This is a genomic window from Bradyrhizobium sp. Leo78, from assembly GCF_059512425.1.
In genome coordinates, this window is the sequence record NZ_JCAMOT010000010.1 from 75,495 (window position 1) to 88,908 (window position 13,414).

9 protein-coding genes are annotated in these 13,414 nt (G+C 63.7%); 4 read left to right on the plus strand and 5 right to left on the minus strand.

All coding sequences use genetic code 11. The features are described from left to right. Positions 1-261: 261 nt before the first annotated feature. The 3 genes from AC5ZG1_RS15430 to AC5ZG1_RS15440 form a co-directional block, all read right to left on the minus strand. Complete coding sequence (locus tag AC5ZG1_RS15430) at positions 262-1,872, minus strand: benzoate-CoA ligase family protein (protein WP_496133381.1); 1,611 nt, start codon at positions 1,870-1,872, stop codon at positions 262-264. Then, positions 1,869-2,999, minus strand: a complete 1,131-nt coding sequence (locus AC5ZG1_RS15435) for an FAD-dependent monooxygenase (protein ID WP_496133382.1) — start codon at positions 2,997-2,999, stop codon at positions 1,869-1,871. The genes AC5ZG1_RS15430 and AC5ZG1_RS15435 overlap by 4 nt, the downstream gene beginning before the upstream one ends. A gap of 145 nt (positions 3,000-3,144) precedes the next feature. Then, positions 3,145-3,921, minus strand: a complete 777-nt coding sequence (locus tag AC5ZG1_RS15440; protein ID WP_496133383.1) for a hypothetical protein — start codon at positions 3,919-3,921, stop codon at positions 3,145-3,147. 232 nt (positions 3,922-4,153) lie between these two features. On the opposite strand from AC5ZG1_RS15440, the gene AC5ZG1_RS15445 reads away from it, so the two are divergent. After that, positions 4,154-5,353 (plus strand): efflux RND transporter periplasmic adaptor subunit, encoded by a 1,200-nt coding sequence (locus AC5ZG1_RS15445; protein WP_496133384.1) that lies wholly within the window; start codon positions 4,154-4,156, stop codon positions 5,351-5,353. Positions 5,354-5,363: 10 nt separating this feature from the next. Then, a complete protein-coding gene (locus AC5ZG1_RS15450) occupies positions 5,364-8,522 on the plus strand; it encodes an efflux RND transporter permease subunit (RefSeq protein WP_496133385.1) in 3,159 nt (1,052 codons plus the stop codon). 179 nt (positions 8,523-8,701) lie between these two features. On the opposite strand, the gene AC5ZG1_RS15455 is transcribed toward AC5ZG1_RS15450, so the two are convergent. Continuing rightward, on the minus strand, positions 8,702-9,703 hold the full coding sequence (locus AC5ZG1_RS15455) for an NADP-dependent oxidoreductase (RefSeq protein ID WP_496133386.1): 1,002 nt from the start codon (positions 9,701-9,703) through the stop codon (positions 8,702-8,704). A 212-nt stretch (positions 9,704-9,915) separates the two neighbouring features. On the opposite strand from AC5ZG1_RS15455, the gene AC5ZG1_RS15460 reads away from it, so the two are divergent. Further along, positions 9,916-11,205, plus strand: coding sequence for a dicarboxylate/amino acid:cation symporter (locus AC5ZG1_RS15460; RefSeq protein WP_028167897.1), 1,290 nt, complete (start codon positions 9,916-9,918; stop codon positions 11,203-11,205). 12 nt (positions 11,206-11,217) lie between these two features. Then, positions 11,218-12,129, plus strand: coding sequence for an amino acid ABC transporter substrate-binding protein (locus AC5ZG1_RS15465; RefSeq protein ID WP_496133387.1), 912 nt, complete (start codon positions 11,218-11,220; stop codon positions 12,127-12,129). A 234-nt stretch (positions 12,130-12,363) separates the two neighbouring features. Here AC5ZG1_RS15465 and AC5ZG1_RS15470 read toward each other — a convergent pair whose 3' ends face one another. Continuing rightward, a complete protein-coding gene (locus tag AC5ZG1_RS15470) occupies positions 12,364-13,317 on the minus strand; it encodes an ATP-grasp domain-containing protein (protein ID WP_496133388.1) in 954 nt (317 codons plus the stop codon). Positions 13,318-13,414: the final 97 nt, after the last annotated feature.

Consider the following 13,414-nt stretch of genomic DNA (forward strand, 5'->3'; position numbering starts at 1 on the left):
TCCGCCGTCGTCTCGGGCTTGACCCGGGACCCATAACGACGAATGTTGATGTGACGTGATGTCCGTGCGGCAAGCTCCACCTCTCCCTTGTGGGAGAGGTCGGAATCCAAGCGCAGCTTGGATTCCGGGTGAGGGGTATGCCTCCGCGAGTCGTGGTCCCTCGATAGACCGCGACCCCTCACCTGGATCTCATTCCGCTTCGCTACATGCGCTCCGGCCTCTCCCACAAGGGGAGAGGCGGGGCAGTTGCGTAAGCGGATATCACATCTTCATCACCGCCTGCCGGTCGATCTTGCCTGTTCCCGTTTTCGGCAGCTCGTCAATAAACTTGATCTCGCGCGGATATTTGTACGGCAGCAGCTTTGCCTTCACGTAATCCTGCAGCCGCTTCGCCGTCTCCTCCGCATCGAACGCGCGGTCGTTCATCACCAGCACCGCCTTCAGCGTCATGCGTCTATCAGGCAGTTCGGCGGCGAAGACTGCGCATTCGCGCACGTCGGGATGATCGGCGAGGCAGAGCTCGACCTCCAGCGGATAGACCCATTGGCCTGATATCTTGATCAGGTCGTCGGCGCGGCCGCGGAAGAAATGGAAGCCGTCGCGGTCGCGGACGAAGCGGTCGCCGGTGTAGATCCAGCCGCCATCGCGCACGGTCTCGGCGGTCTTGTCGGGACGATTCCAGTACAGCGGCGTGTTCGAATCGCCGCGCACCCACAAAATGCCTTCTTCGTTGTCGGCGACCTCGCGGCCGTCCTTGTCGCGCAGCAGGATCTCGTAGCCGGGGACGCGCACGCCCGCAGCGCCCAGCTTCTTCCTGTCCGCGCGGTTGCAGAGATAGATGTGCAGCACCTCGGTCGAGCCGAGACCTTCGATGATCTCGAGCCCGGTCAGTGCCTTCCAACCGTTGAAGACGTCGGCCGAGAGCACCTCCGCGGCCGAGATCGCCATGCGCAGTGAGGAGAAATCGGCCTTGTCAGCACCGTCGGCCTTGGTCAGCGCGGTGTAGAGTGTCGGCAGTCCGAAGAACACGGTCGGACGATACTGCTCGATCGCGGCGAAGATCGATGCCGGCTTCGGCTGGCCGGGCAAGAGCAGCGTGGCGGCGCCGACCGAGAACGGGAAAGTGATGGAATTGCCGAAGCCATAGGCGAAGAAAATCTTCGGCACCGAGAAGCAGATGTCGCCGGGCGTCAGCTTCAGCACGCTGCGGGAGAATGCCTGCTCGCTATAGGCCATGTCGTGGTGTAGATGCACGATGCCCTTCGGTCGGCCGGTCGAGCCGGAGGAATACATCCAGAACGCCATCTCGTTGCGGTGGGTGTCGGCTGTGGCGAGCTCGGTCGAAAAACGCGGCAGCCATTCATCGGCCAGCAGGGCCTGCGGTACGGCAGGCTCGCCGGCCGCGCCATTGACCACGATCAGCGTTTGCAGCGGCGTGTCCTTGCAGGCCTCAGTGTTGAAGCGCGAACAGAACTCGGCATCGGCAACCGCGATCGTCGCGCTCGCGTCCGAAAGATAGAACTGCAGGAGGTCCGGTGGCGTCAGCGTGTTGATGAGCAGCGGCACGAAGCCGGCGCCGATAGCACCGAAGAAGGCCGCCGGATAGGCGGGGGTGTCGTCAAGGAACAGCAGGATGCGATCGCCGCGCTTCAGGCCCAGAGAAGCGAAGCCATGGCCCCAGCGCGCGGCGTCGGCGCAGAGTTCGCGGTAGGTCCGCGTTCCCGCCGGGCCGGTCAACGCCGTCAAATCCCCGCGGCCCTGCGCGAGATTGTCGAACAGGATGCGGCTTGCGTTGTAGCGCTCGGACAGCGCAAAGCCGATCTCGCGCGCGCCCGGACTGTCCGATGGTACCTGGTCGGCGATCTCGTTCACGACTTGCTCCTCGAGGCCTCGTAGCCTGCCATGAAGTTCGGCGACATCGCGCGCAGCCGCGCGTCGTCGATCCGTCCCGAACGGGTGATGTAACTGAAGGCAAAATCCATCGGGTCGAGCTTCATGTGTTCGGGGAATTTCTCGTACCAGTCGGCGCTGGTGCGCGCCGCCGTCACCAGCTTCTTCACGATCGGTTTGCGTTCGGCTTCATAGCGGTGAAGGGCGGTGGAGACATGCGCCTCGGATTCGAGCGCCTTCGTCAGCGCAATCGCGTCCTCGATCGCAAGGCGGGTGCCGGAGCCGATCGAGAAATGCGCCGAGTGCAGGGCGTCGCCGATCAGTACCATGTTCTTGAACGACCAGTGCTCGTTCCAGATCCACGGGAAACTGCGCCACAGCGATTTGTTCGAGATCAGCGGCTGTCCGCCGAGCGTCTCGGCAAACACCTCCTCGCACACGGCCTTGGCGTGATCGGCGTCCTTGTTGGCGAAGCCATAGGCGTGCCAGGTGGCACGGTCACACTCGACCAGGAACGTGCTCATGGTCGGCGAATAGCGATAGTGGTGGGCATTGAGGGCGCCGCGTTCGGTCTTGACGAAGGTCTGCGATAGCGTCTCGAACCGCTTCGCGGTGCCGTACCAGACGAACTTGTTGGACGAATAGGACAGCGAGGTCCCGAAGTCGCCCTCAAAACTCCGGCGCACCAGCGAGTTCAGCCCGTCCGCGGCGACGATCAGGTCATAGCCTTGCAGCGCGTCGACCGACTGGATCGGTTTTTCGAATTGCGGGGTGACGCCGACCGCGCGGACGCGCTCCTGCAACAGGGAAAGCAGCGCAAGTCGGCCGATCGAGGAGAAGCCGACGCCGTCGATCTCGACGCTCTCCCCGCGCAGGTTGAGCGTGATGTTCTTCCAGCTTTCCATGTTCGGCGCGATGGCGTCGACCGTATCGGGATCGTCGGCGCGCAGAAATTCCAGCGCCTGGTCCGAGAACACGACGCCGAACCCCCAGGTCGCACCGGCCGGGTTCTGCTCGAACAATTCGACGACCGCGTCCGGATGTCGGCGCTTCCAGAGATAGGCGAAATAGAGGCCGCCGGGACCTCCGCCGATCACGGCGATGCGCACGATATTCCTCCCGATCGACAGTGCACTTACGATTTTGCGGCTAGACTATCCGCAGGGCGCGCGCAGCGCCACCGGAAAGTTTCGCTCAAGCTGATTCAGCTTATTCTCGTGTTCCGCTGCGCGGAGCGGGTCGGTCGCGGCGGGCTCATCGCGCCGCGAACCGTCCCAGCACTTCCTTGCAGGCGGGCGACAGCGAGGCGGCATTCGAGGCCAGGCACTGCGCGATCCGGCCGCCTCCCGGCGCAACGCCGCCACACAGCGAGCGTACGTCGGCGCCGCAGGCCGACCGCACGACGAGCAGTTCTTCGCGCGGACGCAAGGGCCTCAGTACGATCCCTGCCGCGGGCGCCGCCGGTGCGGTAGCCGCCGCGGTGGAGCCGTCGCCTGCCGCTGGCGCCGCACCACCACTCGCGGCCGCAACTGCCTCACCGCAAGCGGGCGAGAGCCTCGCCTTGTTCTTCTCGAGGCATCGCAGTGCGGGGGCGCCGCCGGTCGGCACGCCGGGACAGACCTTCTGATAGTCGGAACGGCAGGCGCTCCGGATCGCGGAAACCTGCGCCTCGGTCGGCTTGGCCTGCGTGCCCGCCGCTTTCGGCTTCGCTGCGCTGGTTGCCGCCGCCGGCGCCTCGGTCTTGGTAGGGGCCGGCGCCGTCTCCGCCTTCGGTGCGGCCGGTGCTTCTACTGCACGCACCGCACTGGCGCAGCCTGCAGACAAGCTCGACATGTTCTTCTGCAGACATTGCAGCGAAGCCTCGCCGCCGGGCGGAATGCTGGAGCAATGCGCCATGTAATCGTTGCGGCATTGCGACTTGATCGCCTCACGCTGGGCCTCGCTCGGCGCCTGCGCGAGCGCTGCGGTCGCCAACAGTACGACGGAAAACGGCAGGGCGCGCCCGCACGCGCGCTTCAATGTCTTGATCATGTAAGCAAACCCTTTGTTGTCGACGGAAGCCGCCGCTTCAACCGAAGTTCATTCTTGCGAAGTTCGTTCTTGAAGAAGGTCGCTCTTTAAAAGTCTGCTACGGCAATCTTAGTGGGCGGTATCATTTTCTGTTTCGGGTTCCACTGCAAGCCAATTGTTGCTATGGATGCATCGCGACAGTCGTCTCCGGATGAACGCCTCTTTGCGGGGCAAGTTGAACTGGTGCACGGAAATGAAGCTTGCGCACCCATCGGCCTGTTGCAGATCGAACCATGGCGCGCGGCCGGCCGCTGCGCCCCTGTTGCGCATTAGCTTCCTGCTGTCCGTCTTGGTCGGTTTAAGTGGCTGCGAGCAAAATACTTTCGTGCCACCGCCGCCGCCAAAGGTGGAAGTCGCCATTCCAGTGCAGCGCAGCATCACGCGTTTTCTGGAGACAACCGGCACCACCGCGCCGGTCAAGAGCGTTGACCTGGTGGCGCGCGTGCAGGGTTTTCTGCAGTCGATCGATTATCAGGACGGCACCTTCGTCAAGCAAGGCACCACGCTGTTCACGATCGAGCCTGAGACCTACAAGTTGAAGCTCGAGCAGGCAAAGGCGGCGGAGGTGGGCGCGCAAGCGACGCTGAAGCAGGCCGAGACCGATTTCAAGCGCCAGATCGACCTGGTGCAGCGACAGGCGGTCTCGCAGGCGACACTCGATACGTCGACGGCGAATCGCGACAACGCCCAGGCCAGCCTGCAGCAGGCGCAAGCCAATACCCGGATCGCAGAGGTCAATTACGGCTACACCAATGTGACGGCACCGTTCGACGGCATCGTCAGCGCGCACCTCGTCTCGGTCGGCGAACTCGTCGGCTCGACTTCGCCGACGCAGCTTGCCAGCATCGTCCAGCTCGATCCGATCTGGGTCAATTTCAACGTCAACGAACAGGACGTGTTGCGCATCCGCGAGGACGCGAGGCGGCGTGGTCTCTCCGTGGCCGAGCTGCGTCAGTTGCCGGTCGAGGTCGGCCTGCAGACGGAGACCGGCTATCCGCACAAGGGCAAGCTCGACTACATCTCGCCGATCCTCACCCAGTCGACCGGCACGCTGCCGGTGCGCGGCATCTTCGACAATCCCGACCGCACGTTGTTGCCGGGCTTTTTTGTCCGCGTCCGCGTGCCCTATGACCAGCAGCAGGACGCGCTGCTGGTGCCCGCTACCGCGCTCGGCAGCGACCAGGCCGGCCGCTATGTGCTGGTCGTCAACGCCGACAACGTGGTCGAGCAGCGCAAGGTGGAAACCGGACAGCTCGAAGGCGAATTGCGCGTCATCGATAGCGGGCTGAAGCCGGACGACCGCGTCCTCATCGCCGGATTGTTGCGCGCGATCCCCGGCCAGAAGGTCGATCCGCAACTGCAGAAGATCGAAGCCTCCGCATCGGCGAAGTGAGGGGGCGGCCATGATCTCGAAATTCTTCATCGAGCGGCCGGTCCTTTCCAACGTCATCGCGATCCTGATGATCCTGATCGGCGGCGTGGCGCTGCTCAACCTGCCGGTCGCGCAATATCCCGACGTGGTGCCGCCGACCGTGCAGGTGACGACCCGCTATCCCGGCGCATCCGCCAAGACCGTGATCGACACCGTGGCGCTGCCGATCGAGCAGCAGGTCAATGGTGTCGAGGACATGCTCTATATGCAGTCCTATAGCGGCGCCGATGGCACCTATACGCTGACGGTCACCTTCAAGATCGGTACCGATCTCAATTTCGCGCAGGTGCTGGTGCAGAACCGGGTGTCGAGCGCGCTGTCGCAATTGCCGCAATCGGTGCAGAGCCAGGGCGTAACGGTGCAGAAGCGATCGACCTCGATCCTGCTGTTCGTGACGCTGACCTCGCCGAACAAGACCTATGACAGCCTGTTCCTTTCCAACTACGCGACCATCAGCATCAGGGATGAGCTGTCGCGGCTGGCAGGGGTCGGCAACGTCACCGTGTTCGGCGCCGGCCAATACTCGATGCGGGTCTGGCTCGATCCGAACCAATTGCAGGCACGCGATCTGGTGCCGCAGGACGTCATCCAGGCGATCCAGCAGCAGAGCCAGCAGGTCACGGCGGGACAGGTCGGCATGCCGCCGACCCCGCCCGGCCAGGCGTTCCAGTACACGCTGAACGTTGCCGGCCGGCTTGATGACACGAGCCAGTTCGAGAACATCATCGTCAAGACCGGAAACGTCGGCGACGTCACCCGCGTCCGCGACGTCGGCTGGGTCGAGCTCGGCGCCCAGACCTACAGCCAGATCTTCTCGCTCAACAACAAGCCTTCCACCGGCATAGGCGTGTTCCTGTCGCCCGGCGCCAACGCGCTCGAGGTCGAGAAGGCGGTGGAGAAGAAGATGGTGGAACTGGCCAAGCAGTTCCCGCAGGACATCAAATACGACACGCCGTTCGACACCACCATCTTCGTCCAGGCCTCGATCAACGAGGTCTACAAGACGCTGATCGAGGCGGGCCTCTTGGTGCTGATCGTGATCCTCGTCTTCCTGCAGGACTGGCGCGCGATGCTGGTGCCGGCAACCACCGTGCCGGTGACCATCATCGGCGCGTTCGCGGCGATGGCGGCGCTCGGCTTTTCCATCAACCTCTCGACACTGTTTGCGATCGTGCTGGCGATCGGCATCGTGGTCGACGACGCCATCGTCGTGGTCGAGGGCGCCGCGCACAATATCGAACGTGGCCTGTCCGGCCATGATGCGGCGATCAAGGCGATGGATGAATTGTTCGCGCCGATCGTCGGCATCACACTGGTGCTGATCTCGGTGTTCCTGCCGGCGGCGTTCCTGCCGGGCCTCACCGGGCGCATGTACGCGCAGTTCGCGCTGGTGATCGCCGCGACCGCGCTGATCAGCGCCATCAATGCCGCGACCCTGAAGCCGACGCAGTGTGCGCTGTGGCTGCGCCGGCCGGTGCCGCTGGAGCAGCGCAATGTCTTCTACCGCGGCTTCAATGCCCTCTATGAGCGGCTGGAGCGCGGCTATGCGCGGCTGATCGGCGGGCTCGTCAGGCACAGCAATGTTTCGGTCGTGGCTGCGCTGATCCTGATCGGTCTTGCCGGCTACGGCCTGTCGCGGGTGCCGACCGGCTTCATCCCGATCGAGGACCAGGGCTATCTGCTGGCTGCAGTGCAATTACCCGATGGTGCTGCGTTGGATCGGACACAACGTGTCCTCGAAAGGGTCAGCGAGATGGCCGGCAAGTCGTCTGGCGTGCAGCAGGTGGTCTCCATCGCCGGCATCTCCGCGCTCGACAACAGTTCGAGCCTGGCGAATGCCGGCGTCGCTTATTTGATCCTGAAGGATTGGAGCCAGCGCGGGCCTGGCGAGGATCTGCGCTCTCTGGTGTTTGGGCTGAACGACAAGCTTGCCGAGATCGAGGAGGCGCGCATCCTGGTGATTCCCCCGCCGCCGATCCAGGGCATCGGCAATGCCGCCGGCTTCGCGATGCAGGTCGAACTCCGCGACGGCAATGCCGATTACGCGAAGCTGCAGGCGATCACCGGCGCGGTCGTCGCCAATGCGCAGACGCAGAGCGCGCTGCAGCGCGTCAGCTCGTCCTTCCGTTCCATGGTGCCGCAGTACGACGTCGAGGTCGACCGGACCAAGACCCAGACGCTGAACGTCACGACCGACCAGATCTTCTCGACGCTATCGAGCTATCTCGGTGCGAGCTACGTCAACCAGTTCAACAAATTCGGCCGCACCTTCCAGGTCTATGTGCAGGCGGATTCGAAATTCCGCCTGAACCTGCGCGACATCCAGAACCTGATGGTGCGCAACAGCCAGGGCGAAATGGTCCCGCTTGGCACGGTCGCCACGATCACGCCGTCGGTCGGGCCGTCGCTGATCAGCCTCTATAATCTCTATCCGTCCGCCTCCATCATCGGTCTGCCGGCGCAGGGCTACAGCTCGGGACAGTCAATGGCGCTGATGGAGCAGATCGCCGCAAAGACGCTGCCGCCGGGTACGGGCTTTGAGTGGACGGCGATGTCGTATCAGGAGAAGGCAGTCAGCAACCAGATCTACTATGCATTCGGCCTTGCCTTACTGCTGGTCTACCTGGTGCTGGCCGGTCAGTATGAGAGCTGGTACGCGCCGATCTCGGTGATACTCGCCGTGCCGCTGTCGTTGCTCGGCCCGATGCTGGTGTTGTCAGCCTTGCGGATCGACAACAACCTCTACACCCAGATCGGCATCATCTTGTTGATCGCACTGTCGGCGAAGAATGCGATCCTGATCGTCGAGGTCGCGCTCGAGCATCACGTGCGAGGCCGCGAGCCGCTGATCGAATCGGCGATCGCGGCGGCACGCGCCAGGTTCCGCCCGATCCTGATGACGTCCTTTGCCTTCATCCTCGGAGTGGTGCCGCTGGTGCTCGCGACCGGCGCCGGCGCCAACGCGCGGAAGTCGATCGGCATCACCGTGTTCTCCGGAATGATCGCCTCGACCTGCCTTGCCGTGCTGTTCGTGCCCGCGTTCTTCGTTGTGGTGCAGGGCTTCGAGAATTGGCGCAAGTCGCGCAAGGAAACGGCGCCGGATACGGGGATTGTCCCGCAGGCGCCGTAACGGCTCCTTCACTGCACCTCGCCCCGCTTGCGGGGAGAGGTCGGATCGCATCGCAGATGCGATCCGGGTGAGGGGGAGTCTCCGCGAACTCAGCTATTACCGTATTTGCGGAGAGAGCCCCTCACCCAACCCTCTCCCCGTAAGAACGGGGAGAGGGAGAAGGCCGCATCGCCAGAACATCACACCCGGATCATGCGCTTGCCGCGGTTCTCGCCGGCGAGCAGGCCGATCAGCGCGGCCGGCGCGTTCTCCAGCCCGTCGATCACGTCCTCCTGCACCTTCAGCCTGCCTGAGGCGACCCAGGACTGCAGGTCGGCGAGTGCGGCGTCGCGCTGGTCCATGAAGTCCATCACGATGAAGCCCTGCATGATTAGCCGCTTGACAACGATCAATCCGGGCACGCCGCGCGGGCCGTGAGCGGAGGGGACGCCGTCATATTGCGAGATCGCACCGCAGCAGGCGATGCGGCCGCGATTGTTCATCTGCGGCAGGCAAGCCTCCAGGATGTCGCCGCCGACATTGTCGAAATAGACGTCGATGCCATCAGGCGCAGCCGACCGTAGCGCCTTGTAGGTGCCGCCGTCCTTGTAATCGACCGCGGCGTCGAAGCCGAGTTCGCTGGTCAGCCAGTGGCACTTGTCCTTGCCGCCGGCAATGCCGACCACGCGGCAGCCCTTGATTTTTGCGATCTGTCCAACGATCGAGCCCACCGAGCCGGCGGCTGCCGAGACCACGACGGTCTCGCCTTCCTTGGGCTTGCCGACATGGAGCAGGCCGAAATAGGCGGTGAGGCCAGCGATGCCGTAGACGCTGAGCAAATGCGTCATCGGCTCGAGCTTTGGCATCTTGGTCAGATGCTTTGCCTGCACCGCGGCATAATCCTGCCAGCCGGTGTCCCCGAACACGATGTCGCCCGGCGCAAGGCCTGAGGCCTTAGACGCCACCACCTCGGCGATGCCGCCACCGGACATCACGGTGTTGGCCTCGACCGCGGCGCGGTAGGTCGCGCCGTGCATCCAGGCGCGGTTGGCGGCATCGAGCGAGAGATAGCGCAGCCGCAGCAAGGCCTCGCCGTCCTTCGGCTCGGCGATGCTGCCATTGACCATCCTGAAGTGCTCAGGTCCGAGCCTCCCGGTCGGCTTCTCCACCAGCAGGATCTGACGATTATTAGCTTCGCTCATGGTGTCCCTCCCTTGTTGGTCAATCCCGATGCAACTGCGTGCGCGTTGCGCGCCAGATTGCACAGATTGTGCGCTGCCATGACGCTAATCCCCGCGTGTCTATTCCACAACTGGAACATGCAGCTCTGCTCGCACAGAGCGAAAGCGTGTTGCGCGCCTGCGTAAATCTGCCACACTCCATCGCTTGCCGGGTGACTTACGGGAGTAAGAGCATGTCGAGCAGGTTCACGCAGTACATCCTCATCGCGATGGTGCTGGGCATCGTGATGGGTGCCTTCGTCTACAACTTCCTGCCCGACAGCCGGGCGGAGATCGCGGCCGACGTAAACCTGATCGCGATGCTGTTCCTGCGGCTGATCAAGATGATCATCGCGCCGCTGGTGTTCGCGACATTGGTCGGCGGCATCGCGCATATGGGAAGTGGCGCGCGGCTCGGGCGCATCTTCGCGAAGACCATGGGCTGGTTCGTCAGCGCCTCCTTCGTCTCGCTCCTGCTCGGCCTCGTCATGGTCAACCTGCTGCAGCCCGGCGCCAACTTTCCGGGCACGCTGCCCGACAAAGCCCAGTCGACCGGCCTGCCGGTCTCGGCCTTTTCATTTGAGAAATTTTTGATCCACCTGGTGCCGACCTCGATCGCGGACGCGATGGCGCAGAACGAGATCCTGCAGATCGTGGTGTTCGCGGTGTTCTTCGCGGTCGCGCTCGGCGCAATGCCGGAGCGGGCGAAGCCGATCATGGCCCTGATCGACGACCTCGCCCACATCATGCTGAAGGTCACGAGCTATGTGATGCTGTTCGCGCCGCTTGCGGTGTGGGCCGCGATCATGGCGACGGTGTCGAAGAACGGACTTGGGGTGCTCTGGAAACTCGTCGTGTTCATGGGCGGCTTCTACGTCTCGCTCCTGATCCTGTGGGCGATCCTGGTCGTCGTCGGCTTCATCGTGATCGGGCCGCGCTACAGCCACCTGTTGCGGCTGATCCGTGAGCCATTGATGATCGCGTTCTCGACCGCCTCGTCGGAGGCCGCCTATCCGAAGACGCTGGAGGGATTGAACCGCTTCGGCGCCTCGGCGCGGATTTCGGCCTTCGTGCTGCCGCTCGGCTATTCGTTCAACCTCGACGGCACGATGATGTACTGCACCTTTGCCAGCATCTTCATCGCGCAGACCTATCATATCGACATGTCGCTCGGCACCCAGCTCGCGATGCTGGCCACCTTGATGATCACCTCCAAGGGCGTCGCCGGCGTGCCGCGCGCCTCCCTCGTCGTGATCGCCTCGACACTCAGCCAGTTCGGCATTCCCGAGGCGGGCCTGCTAATGATCATGGGCATCGACACCTTCCTCGACATGGGCCGCAGCGCCACCAATGTGATCGGCAATTCGCTCGCCACCGCCGTGGTCGCCAAGTGGGAAGGCGAGTTGAAGGAAGAGCACGAGCTTGGGCCTGACGATGCGGTGCCGTCCGATGCGGTGCCGGGTGCGGTGATGGCCGGCCATTGATGGGAGGGGTGCATGCATCACGCCCGAAGCTTGGCCGCGGCGCTGTTGTCAGCAAGCCTGCTGGCCGGCGCCGCGGTCGCTCAAACGGTGGAGGGCCTTAGCCCGACGCTCGCCAATATCAAGAACACCCATGTGGTGCGGCTCGGCTACCGCGAGAGCTCGCCGCCGTTTTCTTTCCTCGATCAATCCAACCGGCCGATCGGCTACAGCCTCGAATTGTGCGAGGCGATCGTGGAGGAGATCGGCGTCGAGGTCGACGACCCCAATCTCAGGATCGACTACGTCAAGGTCACCTCCGACGACCGCATTCCCGCCGTCGTCCAGGGCAAGATCGATCTCGAATGCGGGTCGACCACCGCGAACGCCGAACGAGCCAGGCAGGTCGCATTCTCGCCTTTGATCTTCGTCGCCGGCACCAAACTGATGGTGCCGAAGGCCTCCTCGGTCTCGGCGGTGACCGATCTCAAGGGCAAGACCGTGGTGGTGACCAAGGGCACCACCAACGAGCAGGCCATGCACAATGTCGACAAGAAGTTCTCGCTCGGGCTGAACATCGTGACGTCGCCCGACCACGAGCAGTCCTACCAGATGCTGGCCGACGGCAAGGCGGATGCGTTCGCGACCGACGACATCCTGCTCTACGGCCTGATCGCGCGGCACAAGTCGCAGGACAAGTTTCGCGTGGTCGGCGACTACCTGTCCTACGATCCCTACGGCATCATGTACCGCAAGGGCGAGCCGCAGTTGAAGGACGTGGTCGAGCGCACCTTCCGCAAGCTCGGCTCCGGCCGCGACCTGATCCCGCTCTACAACAAATGGTTCGTCGCCCGGCTTCCCACCGGCGAACGCCTCAACGTCCCGATCTCGCCGCAGCTCGAGGAAGCTTTCAAGGCGTTGGACGATAACGAGGGGACAAGTAATTAGCTTCTCGTCCGTCATTGCGAGCGCAGCGAAGCAATCCACGCTTCCGCAAGCGGCGCCATGGATTGCTTCGCTACGCTCGCAATGACGGGGAGAGAGCGCCGCATTCCGACTTCTCCCCTCACCCGAGGAGGCCGCGCAGCGACCGTTTCGAAGGGCGAGGCCACCGGCGGGGCCTCATGGTTCGAGACGCGCGTTCCGCGCTCCTCACCATGAGGGTCTCACAGCGTCACTGCCTTACTGCGCAAACACCCTATCCAGCGCCGCTTCATACGCGGCATATGCCAGTTCCGGGTGCGAGCGGCTCAGCGCTTCCATCTTCACGCCGGCGTTGACTTCGAGGATCCGCCAGGCGCCATCGGTGCGCACCACGTCGATCGAGCCGAAACGGATGCCGATCGCGCAGGCGGCCCTGATCGCGATTTCGATGCAGGCGTCGCGCCTCTCGCCCTGCTTCAGCAATACCGGCCGCGCGCCGGAATCGAGGTTGTGGCGCCAGTTGAGGATGCGCCGCTCGCCCTCCGGGACGATCGCATCGAGCTCGGCCCGCCCGATCGTCGCGATCAGGCCGGGCAGCGCCGTCGATCGCCGCTCGGCAGGCATGGCCGCGAGCGCAAGCTCGAGCAGCGAATGCCTGCCGTCGCCGATCACGAACGGGCGCTCCTTGCTGTAGACGACGACCGGGAGATCATCGACCAGGACAACACGAATCTCGTCCTCGATCTCGACATAGGGCGAGATAGCGAGGCTTGGGTAGGCCGCCAGGATCCTGCCGACCGCGAGCTCGAGCGCATGCTTGGTCGTCACCCGGAAGACTCCCTCGCCCGACGTGCCCTCGTTTGGCTTGACGACGAGCCCGTTGGGATGCTCGGCCAGCAGGCGGAGCATCGTTTCCCAGGAGCCGGCCGACCGCGTATAGGCCGCAAGCTTCGGCCCAAGGAACAGGGTGTGGGGGATGCAGGGCACCCCAAAACATTGTAGCACCTCGGCGGTAGCCGCCTTGTCGTTGGCGATCTGGTGCGCGACCGCGCTGTTCAGCCCGACGTCATACGCGAAGGCGAGGTGCCGCCGCTGCCCACGTTGCATGACGATCAGCCAGGCCTCCGACCGCACCTCGACCGTAATGTTACGGGCCAGGCAATATTTCGTGACCGCGTCGACAAAAATCCGCTGGCTGATCGGGATCGCCAAGTCGATTTTCCTCTCTCAATGGTGCCGTGTGGAATTAATTGCTCTACCGGCATCGTTTCCAGCAAGTTAATTGCGCCGCGCCGGAAACCTTAACAAC

What these genes read in the sequence shown, in the direction of transcription:
- AC5ZG1_RS15445 (WP_496133384.1), top strand. Translation starts at nt 4,154, where the DNA reads ATGAAGCTTGCGCACCCATCGGCCTGTTGCAGATCGAACCATGGCGCG.
- AC5ZG1_RS15440 (WP_496133383.1), bottom strand. Translation starts at nt 3,921, where the DNA reads ATGATCAAGACATTGAAGCGCGCGTGCGGGCGCGCCCTGCCGTTTTCC.
- AC5ZG1_RS15450 (WP_496133385.1), top strand. Translation starts at nt 5,364, where the DNA reads ATGATCTCGAAATTCTTCATCGAGCGGCCGGTCCTTTCCAACGTCATC.
- AC5ZG1_RS15460 (WP_028167897.1), top strand. Translation starts at nt 9,916, where the DNA reads ATGTCGAGCAGGTTCACGCAGTACATCCTCATCGCGATGGTGCTGGGC.
- AC5ZG1_RS15465 (WP_496133387.1), top strand. Translation starts at nt 11,218, where the DNA reads ATGCATCACGCCCGAAGCTTGGCCGCGGCGCTGTTGTCAGCAAGCCTG.
- AC5ZG1_RS15455 (WP_496133386.1), bottom strand. Translation starts at nt 9,703, where the DNA reads ATGAGCGAAGCTAATAATCGTCAGATCCTGCTGGTGGAGAAGCCGACC.